This is a genomic window from Kitasatospora sp. NPDC101183, assembly GCF_044767945.1.
GTDB lineage: Bacteria > Actinomycetota > Actinomycetes > Streptomycetales > Streptomycetaceae > Kitasatospora.
In genome coordinates this window covers 13,468-29,095 of the sequence record NZ_JBIWOW010000021.1, presented here as the reverse complement: position 1 = coordinate 29,095, position 15,628 = coordinate 13,468, and the positions used below count along the sequence as shown (strand labels likewise).

The 15,628-nt window shown below is 72.6% G+C and carries 15 protein-coding genes; 5 read left to right on the top strand and 10 right to left on the bottom strand.

Going from position 1 to position 15,628, the window contains the following annotated elements; translation table 11 throughout:
- Nucleotides 1–11: 11 nt before the first annotated feature.
- Nucleotides 12–944, bottom strand: a complete 933-nt coding sequence (locus ACIRRS_RS27195) for a 3-oxoacyl-[acyl-carrier-protein] synthase III C-terminal domain-containing protein (protein WP_402975860.1) — start codon at nucleotides 942–944, stop codon at nucleotides 12–14.
- 113 nt (nucleotides 945–1,057) lie between these two features.
- On the opposite strand from ACIRRS_RS27195, the gene ACIRRS_RS27190 reads away from it, so the two are divergent.
- The 3 genes from ACIRRS_RS27190 (at nucleotide 1,058) to ACIRRS_RS27180 (ending at nucleotide 3,531) form a co-directional block, all read left to right on the top strand.
- The gene (locus tag ACIRRS_RS27190; RefSeq protein ID WP_402975858.1) at nucleotides 1,058–1,516 is read left to right on the top strand and encodes a MaoC family dehydratase; all 459 of its coding nucleotides are present in this window, start codon (nucleotides 1,058–1,060) and stop codon (nucleotides 1,514–1,516) included.
- Nucleotides 1,517–1,636: 120 nt separating this feature from the next.
- The gene (locus ACIRRS_RS27185) at nucleotides 1,637–2,923 is read left to right on the top strand and encodes a sensor histidine kinase (protein ID WP_402975856.1); all 1,287 of its coding nucleotides are present in this window, start codon (nucleotides 1,637–1,639) and stop codon (nucleotides 2,921–2,923) included.
- Complete coding sequence (locus tag ACIRRS_RS27180) at nucleotides 2,887–3,531, top strand: LuxR C-terminal-related transcriptional regulator (RefSeq protein ID WP_402975854.1); 645 nt, start codon at nucleotides 2,887–2,889, stop codon at nucleotides 3,529–3,531. Before ACIRRS_RS27185 ends, ACIRRS_RS27180 begins: the two co-directional genes overlap by 37 nt.
- Before the next feature lie 3 nt (nucleotides 3,532–3,534).
- Here ACIRRS_RS27180 and ACIRRS_RS27175 read toward each other — a convergent pair whose 3' ends face one another.
- A complete protein-coding gene (locus tag ACIRRS_RS27175) occupies nucleotides 3,535–4,728 on the bottom strand; it encodes a sensor histidine kinase (protein ID WP_402975852.1) in 1,194 nt (397 codons plus the stop codon).
- A 142-nt stretch (nucleotides 4,729–4,870) separates the two neighbouring features.
- Here ACIRRS_RS27175 and ACIRRS_RS27170 point away from each other — a divergent pair, with 142 nt between their 5' ends.
- Both ACIRRS_RS27170 and ACIRRS_RS27165 read left to right on the top strand, forming a co-directional pair.
- A complete protein-coding gene (locus tag ACIRRS_RS27170) occupies nucleotides 4,871–5,542 on the top strand; it encodes a response regulator (RefSeq protein ID WP_402975851.1) in 672 nt (223 codons plus the stop codon).
- A 47-nt stretch (nucleotides 5,543–5,589) separates the two neighbouring features.
- Complete coding sequence (locus tag ACIRRS_RS27165) at nucleotides 5,590–6,711, top strand: sensor histidine kinase (protein ID WP_402975849.1); 1,122 nt, start codon at nucleotides 5,590–5,592, stop codon at nucleotides 6,709–6,711.
- 207 nt (nucleotides 6,712–6,918) lie between these two features.
- Here the strand turns inward: ACIRRS_RS27165 and ACIRRS_RS27160 are convergent, their stop codons facing one another.
- From ACIRRS_RS27160 to ACIRRS_RS27125, 8 genes are all read right to left on the bottom strand, one after another.
- Nucleotides 6,919–7,596, bottom strand: a complete 678-nt coding sequence (locus tag ACIRRS_RS27160; RefSeq protein ID WP_402975848.1) for a BTAD domain-containing putative transcriptional regulator — start codon at nucleotides 7,594–7,596, stop codon at nucleotides 6,919–6,921.
- A gap of 215 nt (nucleotides 7,597–7,811) precedes the next feature.
- Complete coding sequence (locus ACIRRS_RS27155; protein ID WP_402975846.1) at nucleotides 7,812–8,141, bottom strand: helix-turn-helix transcriptional regulator; 330 nt, start codon at nucleotides 8,139–8,141, stop codon at nucleotides 7,812–7,814.
- 194 nt (nucleotides 8,142–8,335) lie between these two features.
- A complete protein-coding gene (locus ACIRRS_RS27150; RefSeq protein WP_402975844.1) occupies nucleotides 8,336–10,564 on the bottom strand; it encodes an MMPL family transporter in 2,229 nt (742 codons plus the stop codon).
- A 555-nt stretch (nucleotides 10,565–11,119) separates the two neighbouring features.
- Entirely contained in the window at nucleotides 11,120–11,386 is a 267-nt protein-coding gene (locus ACIRRS_RS27145) for an acyl carrier protein (RefSeq protein WP_402975842.1), read from the bottom strand.
- A gap of 53 nt (nucleotides 11,387–11,439) precedes the next feature.
- Nucleotides 11,440–12,726, bottom strand: a complete 1,287-nt coding sequence (locus tag ACIRRS_RS27140; RefSeq protein WP_402975840.1) for a type III PLP-dependent enzyme — start codon at nucleotides 12,724–12,726, stop codon at nucleotides 11,440–11,442.
- Nucleotides 12,723–14,135 carry a hypothetical protein gene (locus tag ACIRRS_RS27135; protein WP_402975838.1) on the bottom strand — a complete coding sequence of 471 codons (1,413 nt, stop codon included), beginning with the start codon at nucleotides 14,133–14,135 and terminating at the stop codon, nucleotides 12,723–12,725. Before ACIRRS_RS27135 ends, ACIRRS_RS27140 begins: the two co-directional genes overlap by 4 nt.
- 168 nt (nucleotides 14,136–14,303) lie before the next feature.
- On the bottom strand, nucleotides 14,304–14,891 hold the full coding sequence (locus tag ACIRRS_RS27130; protein WP_402975836.1) for a TrmH family RNA methyltransferase: 588 nt from the start codon (nucleotides 14,889–14,891) through the stop codon (nucleotides 14,304–14,306).
- Nucleotides 14,888–15,532, bottom strand: coding sequence for a class I SAM-dependent methyltransferase (locus ACIRRS_RS27125; protein WP_402975834.1), 645 nt, complete (start codon nucleotides 15,530–15,532; stop codon nucleotides 14,888–14,890). The genes ACIRRS_RS27130 and ACIRRS_RS27125 overlap by 4 nt, the downstream gene beginning before the upstream one ends.
- Nucleotides 15,533–15,628: the final 96 nt, after the last annotated feature.

Below are 15,628 nucleotides of genomic sequence, written 5' to 3'. Positions count from 1 at the left end.
GAGACCGCCTCTCAGTGTTCGAGGACCGTGGCCGCGAAGGTCGCCCCCAGGCCCACGCTCGTCATCAGGTAGCGGTCGCCGGGGGCCAACCGGCCGTCCAGGGTGGCCTGGTGGAGGTTGAGGTACGGGTCCGCGCAGAAGCAGTGACCGGTCTTGGAGACCAGGTCGAGGTACAGCCGGGACATCGGGATGCCGAGCAGGCGGCACACCGCGACCCAGGACAGCCGGTTGACGTTGTGCGGCAGGATCAGCGCCACCTCGTCGAGGGTGCAGCCGGCCTCCTCCAGCGCGGCGGTCATCACCTCGCACAGCGCCGTCGGGTACAGCTCCTGGAACTCCTTGGCGGCGTCCGGGTCGTCCAGCAGGAACTGGTCGTTGAACCGGCTGTACGTCCGCGAGGCGTAGCCGAGCAGCCGGTCGGACGGCCCGTCCGCGCTCAGCAGCACGGCGGCGGTGGCCTCGCCCATCACCGTGACGCCGGGGATGGACTGCGACTGGCGGGAGCCGACCTTCTCGCCGGCCAGGATCAGGGCGAGGGCGTCCGGATCGCCGTCCGCCGCCAGCAGCGTCCCGGCGAGGTCGAGGGCGAGCAGGCCGGAGGCGCAGGCGTGCTGCGAGACGACGAAGCCGGTGGCGTGCCGCAGCCCCAACTCGTCCAGCAGCGGGGCGATCGAGGTGTGCGGGTAGGGCATCGGGGACGGCATCGTGCGGGCCTGCAGCACGTAGCGCACGTCCGCCTCGCGCCCGCGCAGCTGCGGGAGCGCCTCCACGGCCTGCCGCAGAAGCTGCGTCTCGCCCTCGCCGGGCTCGCGGCAGATGTCCGCGAGGCCGTAGTACCGCTCGTACTGCCGCAGTTGGCCGTCGGTCAGGCCGACGTCCTGCTGGAGGTCCGCGAGCGGCACCGTCTTGGGGCGGTGGCTGGCAACCGCCGATATCGCCGTCATGGACACTACGTTCCCGGGGCCTGCTGACGCCGCGCTGACCTCGCGCTGACCCCGCGCTGACCGACCGCCGAGGGCCCTTGCCAGGGCCGCGGGCGACGTCGAGGATGTGCGCCGTGACAGCCTTCCCGAACGTCGAAGAGTTCGCCGCGGCCAAGGGCCAGCACCTGGGCCGGAGCGAGTGGATCCCGATCACCCAGGAGATGGTCGACCGCTACGGCGCCCTCGTCGGCGACGAGCAGTGGATCCACACCGACCCCGAGCGCGCCGCCGACGGCCCCTTCGGGGGGACGGTCGCGCACGGCTACCTGACGCTGAGCCTGCTGAGCGCCATGACGGACGAGATCCTCACCATCGAGGGGATCCAGCACGTCGTCAACGTGGGCCTGGACTCCGTGCGCTTCCAGCGCCCGGTGCACGTCGGACGCAGGATCAGGGCGGGCGCGACGCTGATGACGGTCCGCCAACTGCCCTCCGGCTGCCTGTTCGGGCTCCGCGTCGAGGTCGAGGTCGAGGGGGAGCCGGGCATCGCCTGCGTGGCCGAAACCCGATCGTTGGCCGTCCCGCGGCCATAAGGTGGATATTCCTCCCCTGCGGTGGTCGATCACCGTTCCAATAATGGAGGGCAGCGCATCAACCAGGGATGCGGAACCCCAGGGGGTACCGGGATGGACAGCAGGCGGCAAGGCGCATCAATGACCGTACGTACGCCACGGGCGGTGCTCCCCAGTGGCGCGGTCGCCGGCGTGCGGCGCTCCCTCGTGCTGTTCAACCTCTCCCTGCGGGCCATGTTCCTCGGCATGTGGCTGACGACGGTGTACACGTTCCTGGCCACCGGCCTGACGGTGCCGCTGCTGCCGGGCACCCAGCGCTCCGTGCGCCGACTGGTCGACCGCCAGCGCGCGTTGGCCTCGCAGTGGGCCGGGGTGGAGGTGCCCGCCCGCTACCCGCCGCTCCCGGAGACCAGGCAGGGCCCGGCGATCCACGCGCTCCTCTCCGCGCGGGACAACCAGGTGTGGCGGGACTGGCGGTTCGTCGTCATCGACCCGCTCATCGGCGGCGTGATCGCGTTCGTCCCGGCGGCCCTGCTGCTCAGCAGCCTGTGGGGCCTGGCCACGGCTGTGTTCGGCGCGCAGCTGTCCCGGGACCTGGGCAGCCTCTGGTACCTGTTCATCCCGGTCGACGGCCCCGTCACCGCGGTGCTCGCCGGAATCCTGGCCGTCCTCGTCGCCGCCCTCGCGTTCTGGGACGCCCCGCGCACCGCGCCCCGCCACGCCCGCTACGTGTACTGGATGCTGGCGCCCCGCGCGGACGAGCTGATGGCCGAGCGCATCGAGCACCTGACCACCACGCGCTCCGACGCGATGGACACGCAGATGGCGGAGATCCGCCGCATCGAGCGCGACCTGCACGACGGCGCCCAGGCCCGGCTCGTCGCGATGGGCATGACCCTCAACGCCGCCGAACGGCTCCTCAAGACCAACCCCGACGCGGTGGCCGCCCTGCTCGCCGAGGCCCGCGAGTCCTCCACCAAGGCGCTGGACGAGCTGCGCGACCTCGTCCGCGGCATCCACCCGCCGGTGCTGGCCGACCGCGGCCTGGGCGACGCGATCCGCTCCCTGGCCCTCCTGTGCCCGCTGTCCACGGAGGTCGCCATCGACCTGGACGGCCGGCCGGAGCCGCCCGTCGAGTCCGCCGCCTACTTCGCCGTCTCGGAGATCCTCACCAACGCCGCGAAGCACTCCGGCGCCCAGCGCGCCTGGATCGACGCCCGGTACGAGAACGGCGTGCTCCGCATCGACGTCACCGACGACGGACGCGGCGGCGCCGATCCGAACCGGGGGACGGGGCTGCGGGGGATCGAACGCCGGCTGGCCGCCTTCGACGGCATCCTGGCCGTCAGCAGCCCGCCGGAAGGACCCACCCTGATCACCATGGAGCTGCCGTGCGCGTTGTCCTCGCCGAAGACCACTTCCTCCTGAGGAACGGTCTGGTGCAACTGCTCACCGCCTACGGTCACGAGGTGGTCGAGGCGGTCGACAACGGCCCGATGCTCCTGCGGGCGCTCACCGAACAGCGCCCGGACGTCGCGGTGGTGGACGTACGGCTGCCGCCCGGCCTCAGCGACGAGGGCCTGCGCGCGGCGGTGGAGGCCCGCACCCGGATTCCCGACCTGCCGGTGCTGCTGCTCTCCCAGTATGTCGAGCCGCTCTACGCCCACGAGTTGCTGGCCACCGGCTCGGCGGGGGTCGGGTACCTGCTCAAGAGCCGGGTCACCAACGGGGACCAGTTCGTCGACGCCGTCGAGCGGGTGTCGGCGGGCGGCACGGCGATGGACCCGGAGGTCATCCAGCAGCTGCTCACCCGCAAGGTGCGCGACGAGCGCCTCACCGCGCTCTCCGGGCGGGAGCGGGAGGTGCTGGAGTGCCTGGCGCAGGGCCGCTCCAACGCCGGGACGGCCGAGGAGCTGTACATCTCGGAGAAGGCCGTGGCCAAGCACATCGGCAACATCTTCACCAAGCTCGGGCTGCCGCCCTCGGAGACGGACAACCGCCGGGTCCTGGCGGTGCTGGCCTACCTGGACCACTGACCGCTACGGGAGCTTCAGCGGCAGGGTGGCGCGGATGCGGAAGCCGCCGCCGGGGCGGGGGCCGGTTTCGAGGTTGCCGCTGACCATGCCGACGCGTTCGCGCATGCCGATGAGGCCGTGGCCGAGGCCGTCGGCGCCGCCGGTGGTGAGGTGGTCGGTGGTGGTGGTGCCGCGGCCGTCGTCGTCGATCTGGACGGCGAGTTCGCGGTCGCCGTAGTCGACGGTGACGTGGGCGTGGACACCGGGTCCGCCGTGTTTGCGGACGTTGGTGAGGGCTTCCTGGACGATGCGGTAGACGGTGAGTTCGACGCCGCGGGGGAGGTCGTGGGGGGCGCCGGTGGTGGTGTAGTCGACGCGGAGCCCCGCGGTGCGGACCTGGTCGAAGAGCTCGGGCAGCTCCTCGACACCGGGCTGCGGCACATAGCTGCCGGTGCTGTCCTTGGAGGCGCCGCCGGTGCCGTCGCTGGTGCGCAGGACGCCGAGGAGGCGGCGCATCTCGACGAGGGCCTGGCGGCCGGTGGTCGCGATGGCGGTCAGGGACTGCTTGGCCTGGTGGGGGTTGTTGTCGAGGACGTAGGCGGCGCCGTCGGCCTGGACGATCATCACGGAGACGTTGTGGGCGACGACGTCGTGGAGTTCGCGGGCGATGCGGGCGCGTTCGGCGGCGACGGCGACCTTGGCCTGGGCGTCGCGCTCGCGCTCCAGACGGGCGGCCCGGTCCTCCAGCTCCGTCAGGTACGCACGACGGGTGCGGATCAGCCGACCCCACGTCCAGCAGAGGGCGAGCGGCGCGGACAGCAGCACGGAGGACGCGACGACGACCGGCGGCTTCGGCCAGGCGCTCACCGGCCCGGCCACCAGGATGGCGGCCAGCTCCGCGCGGTAGGCCCACCGGGGCGCGTACGCGGCGCTGCTGTACGCCAGGACGAGCGAGCCGATGAGGACGGAGCCCGAGGGGTTCGCGTTCTGCAACTGCGCGGCGCCGAGCGCGATCCCGGCCACCGCCACCGGGGCGGGCGCCCGGCGGCGCAGGGCGAGCAGCGCCGAGATCAGCACCGTGCAGACGACCAGCCACCACATCCGCAGGCCGTCGTAGCGCAGCGCGTGCAGCATCCCGGCGGCGAGGAGGAGCCCCGCCCAACAGGAGTCGACCACCGTCGAGCGGCGGCGACGCGACCGGGGGGAGAGTCGGGGCACCTCCTCAGGTTAGGCAGCGGGCGGGAGCCTTCCGTACGCCGCGAGAGTGAGACGGCATCCGTCCGAAGGTGGAGGTGAGGGGCGCCAACGGCCGCCGACGGGGGGACGGTTCGGGGTCGACCCGCTGGAAGAATCCGTGGGCGTGGCCCTTCGACTGCTGCTCGCCGATGATCAGGAGATGGTCCGCCGCGGGATGCGGCGGATCCTGGAACGCCAGCCCGACCTGGAGGTGGTCGCCGAGGCGGCCGACGGGGTCGAGGCGGTGGAGGCGGCCCGCCGGCTGCGGCCGGACGTGAGCCTGGTGGACATCCGGATGCCGCGCCTGGACGGGCTGGAGGTCGTCCGGCGGCTCGCCGGGCCGGCCGTGGCCGACCCGCTGCGGGTGGTCGTGGTCACCACCTTCGACCTGGACGAGTACGTGTACCCGGCGCTGCGCAACGGCGCCTCCGGCTTCCTGCTCAAGCGCTCGGGGCCGGCGCTGCTGGTCGAGGCCGTCCGGGCGGCGGCGGCCGGGGACAGCCTGATCAGCCCCTCCGTGACCGTGCGGCTGCTGCGGCACGTGGTGGGCGGGGGCGGCGGCGGAGCCGTGAAGGGCGCGGAGCCGCTGACCGCGCGGGAGGCCGAGGTTGCGGGGAAGGTCGCGGAGGGGAAGACCAACGCGGACATCGCCGGGGAGCTGTTCATCTCGGCCGGGACGGTGAAGACGCACGTGGCGAGCATCCAACGGAAGCTGGGCGTGCGGAACCGGGTGGGGATCGCGGTGCGGGCCCACGAGTTGGGGTACGCGGGCCACGCGGGGGACGGGCGGGCGTGACGGCCGCGGGGGTGCCCGATTCGCGCAGGCGGCGGAGGCTGTGCGCGGTGGCGGTCGGGCTGCTGGCGCTTCCGGCGGCGCTGCTCGGGTCGGCGGGGGCGTGCCTGGCGGCCGCGATCGCCTCGGCGGCGCTGGCGGCCGTCGTGCTGCGCCGGCCGCTCCCGTGGGGCTCGCCCGTCCTGGCGGCCGGGGCGGTGGCGGTGGCCTCGCTGGCGGTGGACCTCGCCTACACGGGGCCCAAGGGGCCCGTACAGCTCTGGCTGCCCTGGGAGTTCGCGGCCCTGCTGGTGCTGCTCGCCCGGGTGGTCCGCAGGGCGTCGGCGCGGTGGGTCGCGGTGGCCGGGGCGGTGCTCGGGCTCGCGGCGGCGGGGCTGCCGCTGCGGCTGACGCTGTGGCTCCCGAAGGCCGTCCTCGTGCCCTCGGTGGTCGGGGTCGCGGCGGCCGCCCTCCCGACGGCCTGCGCCCTCGGCACCGGGCTGTACCTGCGGGCCCAGGACGGGCGCCGGGCCCGGGCCGTACGGCGGGCGCGGCGCGAGCAGCGGCTCGAAGTGGCCCGGGACCTGCACGACTTCGTCGCCCACGAGGTGACCGGCATCCTGCTGGAGGTGCAGGCGGCGCAGGTCGCCGGGTACGACGAGCGGGAGGTGGCGGAGCTGCTCGGGCGGCTGGAGGGGGCCGGGCTGCGGGCGCTGGACTCGATGGACCGCACGCTGCGCACCCTGCGGGACCCGGAGGCGCCGGAGGCCGTCGAGCCGCCGCCGACCAGGGTGCACGGGCTCGCGGACCTGCCGGAGCTGGTGGAGCGCTTCCTGGCCTCCTCCGCGGCGGGCGGCGCTCTGGCGCTGGAGCCCGGGGTGGCGGGGAGGGCGCCGAAGGAGGTCGAGGACGCGGCGTACCGGGTCGTGCTGGAGGCGCTGACCAACGTCCGGCGGCACGCTCCGGGGACGGGGCGGGTGGAGGTCGGGGTCGGGATCGAGGCCTCGCTGCTGCGCGTGACCGTCACGGACCGGGGGAGGGGAGCAGGGGCTCCGGCGCCCCGGGGCGGGGACGGGGGAGGGACGGGGCTGGCGGCCCTGGCGGAGCGGGTCGAGGCGCTCGGCGGGCGGCTGGAGGCGGGGCCGTACGGCGGGGGCTGGCGGGTGTGCGCGGAGCTGGGGCCGGTCCGGTGAGTCGAGGCGGAGGGCGAGGGCACGCGGGGCCCGTCCGAGGGGCGTTTTTCGGTCGTTGCCCCCGGACGGCCGTACCCGAAGGTTCGTACGGGTCCGGACGCGCGTAGAACGAAGGCGCCGACGGTCCCGTGGGAAATCGGGGTACCGCCGGCGCCGGTCGTTCGTGCCGCGCTCCGGGCATGAGGCGTGCTGCCCACGCCTCATGAGCTACAGCGAGGGGTCCTGCATCAGGATCGCCTGGTAGAGGTGGTGCAGGCGGCCGCTCGGCTTGAGCCCCAGCTCGTCGTCGAGCCACCTTCGGGTCCGGTGGAAGATGTCCACCGCCTCCGACTGCCGTCCGCACCGGTAGAGGGCGATCATCAACTGCTCGCTGAACCGCTCCCGTTCGGGGTACTGCGCCAGCAGCTGCTTGAGCTCGGCGACGACCGTCCCGGCCTCCCCGGCCCGGAGCTGCGCCGCGATCAGGTCCTCGCGGGCGGTCTTGCGCTGTTCGTCCAGTCGCAGCGCGACGGCACGGCACCAGGGCCCGTCGCTGGTGTCCAGCAGGGCCGGTCCGCGCCACATCGCCAGTGCGCCGCGCAGGGTTTCCATGGCTTCGTACGGCTGGTTCTCGACCAGGTTCGCCCCCTTCTCCGCCGTCCGCAGGAAGCGGTAGGCGTCGACCGAGTGGTCCGTGACGTCCAGCATGTAGCCGTTGTCGACGGTGCGGATGAGTTCCTGGTCCGGTCGCTCCATGCCCAGTTCCGCCAGCGACTTGCGCATGCGCTTGACGTTGGCCTGCAGGGCGTTCCGTGCGTTCTTGAGCGGCGCCTCCCCCCAGAGTTCGTCGATCAGTTCGTCGAAGGCGACCACCTGGCCGGCGTTGAGCGCCAGCATGGTCAGCATCACGCGGTTCTTCTTCGCCCGTAAGCCCACGGTTCGCTGACCGTCGCCGATCAGCAGTGGGCCCAGTATGGAGATGTGCACCAAATTCCCCGTCCCTGGCGGTGAACTCCGGTCCCTAGCAGTTCCGTTGCGACCTCGGGCCGCCACGACCAGAAGAGGTCAACTTGTTTGGAGCGTCCTGAAATTGGGGAAAGCATGGGTATCATTCGCGCCGGTCAAGTATCGGACATGCGCGGCTCTTCCGGCCATGTACCTTCGTACATGAGTTGATGGACTTGGGCGACGAGCCCGGCCTGCAGGCGCGACTCCACCCCCAACTTGGCCAGGATGCTGGCGACATGGGCCTTCACGGTCCGCTCCGTCACGTGGAGCCGGTCGGCGATGCCGCGGTTGGAGTGCCCGGCGCCGATCAGGTCGAAGACCTGACGCTCCCGCCCGGACAGGCTCCCCACCCTGGTCAGTTCCGCACGCCAGCGCGCCGAGGCGAGGCCGCCGTCACCGTGCAAGCCAACCGCCCCCTGCTTCCCGTCCGCCACGAGATACACAGCCGCTCCCCCCGTCCCGGCCGGCCACTCACGTGCCCGCGAACGCGCTTGCGACTCCACAACTCCCGTAACAAACCATCACAGAGCAGGTGCCGTCAAACCCCAAATCGGTACCGGTTGCCAACGCCGCCACGCGCGCGGGCCGGGCACGGGACGCCGCCCGGGCCCGGCCCGCGCGCCGGTTGTGACTGGTGTTACGGGAGTGGCGTACGTGCCGCCGCGGCGGCCGTCGCGGCCGCCACGATCGCGGGCATCCGCGGTGCGCACCGGGTGCTCTGCCGGGCCAGCCGCGAGGGCCACCAGGTCTTCCAGCCCAGCAGGGTGACCACGGCCGGCAGCACCACGATCCTGATCACCGTCGCGTCCAGCAGCACCGCGCAGGCCATCCCCACGCCCAGCTGCTTCATCTCGATGAAGTTGAGCGAGGCCAGCAGCGCGAACACGCAGACCATGACGGCGGCGGCGCTGGTCACCACCCCGGCCGTGCGGGTGATGCCCTGCTCGACGGCCTCCGGTACCGACAGCCCGCCGCGCGCCGCCTCGCGGATGCGGCTGACGACGAACACGTGGTAGTCCATCGACAGCCCGAGCAGGATCACGAACAGCATCAGCGGCAGCCAGGCCACCACCCGCCCGGTGGACTCGAAGTGCAGCAGGCCCTCCGCCCACTCGTGCTGGAAGATCAGCGCCAGCAGGCCGAACGAGGCGGCCGAGGACAGCAGGTTGAGCACCACGGTGATCAGCGCGAGCATCACCGAGCGGAAGGCCAGCGCCATCACCAGGAAGGTCAGCGCCAGCGCCACCCCGAGCACCCAGGGCATCTTGTCCATCACGTTCGCCCGGTAGTCCACGTCGAAGGCGACGTCGCTGCCGCCCACCGCGTACTGGGCGCCCGGCACCGTGCCCAGGGTCTGCGGGGCGATCTCCTTGCGCAGCCGCTCCAGCGAGGCGCGGGCCTCGTCGGAGCTGCTGTCGAAGCGGGTGCCGATCGCCACCGTCGCCACCGTGCCGTCCACCGAGGTGAGCACGACCGGGGCGGGGTCGTGGACGAACAGGTCGTCCCGGTCGGCCCGTTCGACCAGCCGGGCCACCGCCGCGCGCAGCTCGCCGACGCGGTCGGCCGGGACGCGCACCGCCACCGTGTGGGTGTCGGACTGGCTGGGGAAGGACTTCGTCAGGCGCTCGTTGGCCTGCATCGCCGGGATCGAGCGCGGCAGGTCGTCGATCCCGGTGGCCTTGAGCTTCAGCCCCAGCGCCGGCATCGCGAGCAGCAGCAGGGCCCCCACCGAGGCCACCAGGGCCACCACCGGGTGCCGCAGCGAGGGCCGCAGCATCGTGGACCAGAGCCGGGGCTTCACCCCGGCGCCCTGGCGGGTCAGCCGCCACACCAGGGGCATCCGCGGCGCGTCCAGGAACCGGCCGAAGCGGGAGAGCATCGCGGGCAGGACGGTCAGCGAGGAGGTGATCGCGATCGCCACCACGATCACCGCGCCGGTGGCCATCGACTCGAAGGCGAGGTGCCTGGTCAGGTAGAGGGCGCCCATGGACACGATGACGACCACCCCCGAGACGAGCACCGAGTGCCCGGAGGTGGCCGCCGCGATCTCGATGGCGTCGATGTTGTCGGCACCCAACGCGCGTTCCTCGCGCTGGCGTTTGAGGTAGAACAGCGAGTAGTCGACGCCGATCGCCATGCCCATCAGCACGATGAACTGCGTCACCGGCCCCGGGTCGGGGAAGGCCTGGGAGGCCGCCCCCCACAGGCCCAGCCCCGCCAGCACCGAGGACAGGCCCAGCACCACCGGGACGCTCGCGGCGACGATCGCGCCGAAGGCGAAGACCATGACCAGCAGGGTGACCGGAAGGCTCAGCAGGGTCGCCTTGCCGAGGTCCTTGCTCAGCACCTCGTTCAGCCCGGCCTTGATCGAGCCGGCGCCGACCAGCTCCATCCGCACGTCCCCGTGCTCGGCGTGGATGCGCTCCACGCTGTCCAGCAGCGGCTGCACCCGTTTCGAGGCGGTCTCCGGGTCCCCGTCCAGGGTGACGGGGACGAGTACGGCCGTGCCGTCCGGGGAGGCGACCTGCTCGCCGACCGCCCGCACCCCCTCGACGGTCGCCAGGTCGCGGGCGCCGTCCGAGGCGGCGGAGCGGGCCCGGGGCAGGTCGAGCCGCCCGCCGTTCCAGGCGGTGACGAGGAGGTTCTCCACGGCGCGGTCCTGCAGGCCGCCGCTGCGGGCGATCTGGGCGGCCCGGCCGGACTCGCCGATGGAGAGGTCCGTGTTGGTGGCCTGGCGGGTGCCCGCCATGGTGCCCACGACCAGGGCGCCCACGACGAACGCCACCCAGAGCGCGATCGCCCACCAGGGGTGGACGGCGCTCCACCGGGCGGCCCTGGTGATCACGTTCCTGCCCTCCACGATCACGTTCCCCTCCTCACGAAGACGCGCCCGGAATGCGGAGCGACGGGCCGACCCTCGTGAATCTAATGACGCTCCGGCAGGCGAGCACGGGTACAACTTCGCCGATTCGAAGGGGGGTTTTCTCTACCTGACGACCGGTCACGTGCGGCGGTCCGCCGTAGTTACCGGGTGGTTCTGGATACCACATCGGTCCCGACACGTTGAAGGGCAAATCGCCGATCGGCGCGACAGGGTTGGCATACGCCACGGGCAACTGCAGGTCGGGACCCCGGCCCGGGCGGAAATCCGTCCAGCATGTGGATGGTACGAGTACCCCTCGAGGGGTCCCGCGCCGCCCCGGGTGGCGGGTGGTCCGGCCGATCGACGGGGCCGGACGGGGCGGGGGAGCCGGGGCCGGAGCGGTGGCTCCTCGGCGCGCGGCGGGGCAAGGTCAACGGGCGGGCCCGGCGGGGCACTTCGCCCGGCGGGCCGCGCGGGCCCGCTCGGGTGCGCGGGCCCGGTCGTGCGGCCCGCCCGACCCGGGGTGCGGGTCGGGCGGGCCGGGGATGCGGAGCGCCGTCAGGCGTCGGCCTCCGCGGCGACGAAGCCGGCGAGGGAGCCCACGGTCTCGAAGTGGTTCATGTCGAGCTCGTCGGCGTCGAACTGCACGTCGAGGATCTCCTCGATGGCGATGAGCAGTTCGAGGGCGCTGCTGGAGTCCAGGCCCAGCTCGTCGAAGAGCTTGACGCTCTGGTCGGCGTCGGAGACGTCCTTGTTGAGCACCTCGGAGAGGCCCTGGCGGACGGCGTCGACGTACTTCGGGTCGGTGGTCGCGGTGTCGCTCATGCTGTGCTGCTCCTCGTTCGCGTCGCTGGTCTCGAATGGGGGTGTCGTGCAGGTCAGTTGGCGTCGCCGGCGGCCGGGCGGTGCAGCCGCTGGCGGCCGAGCATCGCCTCGACGTCGTCGCGCTCGCGGATCAGGTGCGCCCGCCCGTCCAGCACGAGGACCTCGGCCGGGTAGCCGTGGCTCAGGAAGTGCACGGGCGAGGCGGTGGGCCCGTACGCGCCCGAGCGCTGGACGCCGACGAGGTCGCCCGGCCGCAGCGCCGGCATCGGGACCTTCTTGCCGATGACGTCGTTGGGCGTGCACAGCGGGCCGGTGATGTGCCAGGGCTCGGTGGCCGGCTCGTCGAGCCGCTCCAGCGCGGCCATCGGGAAGTTGCGCTTGACGTACGAGCCGATGCCGACCGCCGCCATGTGGTGGTTGGTGCCGCCGTCGGTGACGGCGAAGTTCTCGCCCATCGAGGTCTTGGTGTAGCGCACCCGGGTCACGTACGTGCCGGAGGCGGCGACGAGGAAGCGGCCGAGCTCCATGATGAGCCGGGTGTCGGGGTGGCGGGCCGAGAAGTCCTCGATCAGCGGGTTGAGGCCCTCGGCCAGGACGGCCAGGTCGAGGTCCTTCTCGTTGTCGAAGTAGGCGATGCCCAGGCCGCCGCCGACGTCCACCGTCTCCAGCGGGAAGCCGAGTTCGGCGGAGAGGCGCTCGGCGAGGTCGAAGATCCGCCGGGTGTTCTCGATCACCGACTCCTCGGAGAGGATGCGGGTGCCGAGGTAGACCTGCACGCCCATCAGGCGGACGTTGGCGTACTTCCCCGCGAGCGCCGCGCCCTCGGCGAGCAGCTGCTCCTCGTCGGTGCCGAACTGGCGGGGCTTGCCGCCCATCGTCAGGCCCGAACCCTTCACCTGGAAGCTCGGGTTGACGCGCAGCGCGACCGGCGCGACGAGGCCGCGCTCGCACGCCAGCTCGTCGATCAGGCCGAGCTCCTCGACGGACTCGCAGACGATCGCGTGGATGCCCTCGTCCAGGCAGGCCGCCACCTCGGCGCGGCTCTTGCCGGGGCCGAGGAAGATGACGTCCTCCGGCGCGACCCCGGCCCGGCGGGCGGTGACCAGCTCCGTCATCGAGGACACCTCGGCGCGGGCGCCGGCGTCGTGCAGCAGCGCGCAGATCGCCAGGTTGGGGTTGGCCTTGAGTGAGTAGAAGAACTCCAGCCGGGGGTGGACGGCCGCGCGCAGCCCGGCGAAGCGGGTGGTGATCTCCTCGCCGTCGTACAGGTACAGCGGGGTGCCGAACTCCTCGGCCAGTTCGGTGATTCCGAGGCCCTGCACCTCGAAGGGGACGCTCACGATCGGCTCCGTTCCGGGTGGGCCGCCAGGCGGCGGGTGATGTCGGCGTCGATCGCCTCGATCCGGGCGTCGTCGGCACCGACGAGGACGCCGTACAGCCGGCCCTCGTAGCCGTCCGCGCCGGATTCGTCGGTGGCCGCGGCGTTGACCGTGGCGTAGTTGTTCACGAACAGGCCCTCGGCGTCCGGGCCGGGCGCGGTCAGCAGCAACCCGTCCAGCAGCGCGGCGAGTTCGGCGAAGGGGAGCGGTCCGGTGAGCCGCAGCGGGAAGTGCCGCGCCACGGCGACCTGACCCGGCCCGGCGAGCCCGCCCTCGTGCACCACGTTCTGGTACGTGGACATGTTGTTGCGGGCGTTGATCTCGATGACGGGGTACAGGCCCTCGTCCGGGTCGACCATGGCGTCCACGCCGACCACGCCGTAGTAGCCGTCGGCGGCCAGCTGCATGCCCAACTGCTGGACGGTGGCGCCGATCTGTGCCACCTGCGCCTCGGAGAGCCGGGCCGGGATGCGGTGGCCCTTGTGCACGCCGTTCTCGGTGAGCAGCTCCTTGACGAAGTCGAAGTGCACCGACTTGTCCAGGCCCACCGTGAACTGGTAGTTGAGGTCGCAGCGCTTGGCCACCCACTCCTCCAGCACCAGCGCGGTGCGCGGCGCCCCGCCCTCCCGGGCGGCGGCCTTCTCGGCCTGCTGGACGGCCATCCGGTGCAGCCGGCGCAGCCGGGCGGAGGAGTCCAGCACCACGATGCCCTTGCCGGACACCCCGAAGGCGTCCTTGAGGACCACCTTCGTTCCGGCGTCGAGGAGCTCGCAGGCCAGGTCGACGGCCTCGGCCAGCTCCTCCAGGGTCTCGCAGGCCCAGCCGCGGGCCTGCCGGATGCCGAGCTCGTCGGAGAGCCGGCGGCTGTACACCTTGCTGTTGACCCGCTTGCAGACGGCCGCCGACGGGGCCCCGAGCGCCAGCCCGGTCCGCTCGGCGAGCTGCTCCTCGACCACGGAGATGCCGTGCGCCGTCAGCCGGGCGCCCTCGGAGGCCAACGCGCCCAGGGCGCCGATCAGTTCGGCGTCCTCCAGGGCGTCCTCGCTGACCGTGCGGCGCGGGTCCTGCCCGGAGACGACGTGCACGGTGGGCAGTTCGAGGCCCAGGCCCTCCAGGTAGGCGCGGTAGCCCTCGTCCAGAGGGGTCTTGAGGACCACGTGGTCGTCCTTGCCGCCGAGCAGCAGCGCGAACTCGTCCATGCGGTTCACCACCGCGCTGCCCGCGTGCGAGGCGACCCGGGGCAGCGCCGGCTCGCCGATCGCCCAGTGGTTCTCGACCTCGAAGTTGCCGAGGAACACCAGCGGGGTGTCGGTGGAGCCGGTCACGGCGCGCTTGAGGCGCGCGCTGAAACCGGGGGACGGAAGATGCATGTCGACCTCGCTCGAAGGGCGGCGGGTGGGCCCCTCTACGGTCCCTGGCCCCGCTGACGCCCAACTGACGCCGTGCTGACCGCCCGTGCGGCATACCGGGAGAACCGCCCGAAAACGACGGGAGGAGTGCGCCGGGCGGCGCACTCCTCCGTCATCAGGTCCTGCGGATCAGTCCTCGTCGAGCCCGTCGAGCCCGTCCAGCCCGCCCGCGTCGCTCCCGTCCGGGGTGCCGCTGATCGCGTACCCCTGGCGGCGCGCCTCGTAGCAGGCCACCGTCGCGGCCGCCGAGACGTTCAGCGAGCCGACCCGGCCCAGCTGCGGCACGAACACCACCTGGTCGCAGAGCTCCAGCGCCTCCGGCGTGATCCCGCGGTCCTCGTGCCCCAGCACGAAGGCCACCGCCGGGGTCAGCTCGGCGGCGAACATCGGCACCGCGTCGTCCGCCAGCTCCAGCCCGACCACCTTGAAGCCGTCCGCCTTCGCGGCGGCCACGGCCTCGGCGACGGTCGGGAAGTACTCGACCTTGAGGTACTTGTCGGTGCCCATCGCGGCCTTCTGCGCCCCGGAGGAGCGCACCGACGGGGTGTCCCCGGTCAGGTACAGCTTCTCGGCGCCCATCGCCGCCCCGGTGCGGACCACCGAGCCGACGTTGAACGGCGACTGGAGGTTCTCCAGGATCATCGCGAGCCGGAACTCGTTGCTGCGCCGCCACGAGCGGTGCAGTCGCTTCAGTTCGGTCCCGCGCAGCTGCTTCACGACGTCGTACCCCGTCCACTCTCGGTGCCCTCGCCCGCCTCGGGGCGGGGCCGTGCTTCCAGAATCCGGAACCCGTTCACCGAGGTGACCCGGCTCGTCGGGTACCCCTGCTCGTTCAGCCACGCCTGCAGCGAGTCCGAGCCCAGGTGCTTCTGCACCACCAGGAACGCCGAGCCGTCCGGGGTCAGCCGGCCGAGCCAGTGCGTCAGCAGCCGGCGCAGTTCCGCCTTGCCGATCCGGATCGGCGGGTTGGAGTAGATGGTGGCGAACCGGAGGTCCTCCGGGACGTCGGCGGGCAGCGCGGCCTGGACGTTGCCCAGCCGCAGCGCCTGCGCGTTCAGCCGGACCAGCTCCAGCGCCCGCTCGTTCACGTCCACGGCCCACACCGGCAGCCGCTTGCGCCGGCTCGCCCAGGTCAGCGCGATCGGGCCGTAGCCGCAGCCGACGTCCAGGATCGGGCCGCGCACGCGCGGCTGCGGGGCGTGCTCCAGCAGGATGCGCGTGCCCTTGTCGAGGCCGCCGTGCGAGAACACCCCGGCGTCGGTGGTCAGTTCCAGGGTGAGGTCCGGCAGGGAGACCGTGATCGGCCTGCGCTCGCTGGCGACCTCGGGTGCACTGTCGAAGTAGTGCGAGCCGGACATCGGAACCCCGTCTATCGAAGAGCCTCGGGGCCACCGGGTGGGTGTGGGTAAGCCCTTGGTACGGCATCGATCGTACCCCGGTGGCCGTCGCGGGCC

What these genes read in the sequence shown, in the direction of transcription:
- ACIRRS_RS27195 (WP_402975860.1), bottom strand. Translation starts at nt 944, where the DNA reads ATGACGGCGATATCGGCGGTTGCCAGCCACCGCCCCAAGACGGTGCCG.
- ACIRRS_RS27185 (WP_402975856.1), top strand. Translation starts at nt 1,637, where the DNA reads ATGACCGTACGTACGCCACGGGCGGTGCTCCCCAGTGGCGCGGTCGCC.
- ACIRRS_RS27160 (WP_402975848.1), bottom strand. Translation starts at nt 7,596, where the DNA reads ATGCTGACCATGCTGGCGCTCAACGCCGGCCAGGTGGTCGCCTTCGAC.
- ACIRRS_RS27145 (WP_402975842.1), bottom strand. Translation starts at nt 11,386, where the DNA reads ATGAGCGACACCGCGACCACCGACCCGAAGTACGTCGACGCCGTCCGC.
- ACIRRS_RS27135 (WP_402975838.1), bottom strand. Translation starts at nt 14,135, where the DNA reads ATGCATCTTCCGTCCCCCGGTTTCAGCGCGCGCCTCAAGCGCGCCGTG.
- ACIRRS_RS27125 (WP_402975834.1), bottom strand. Translation starts at nt 15,532, where the DNA reads ATGTCCGGCTCGCACTACTTCGACAGTGCACCCGAGGTCGCCAGCGAG.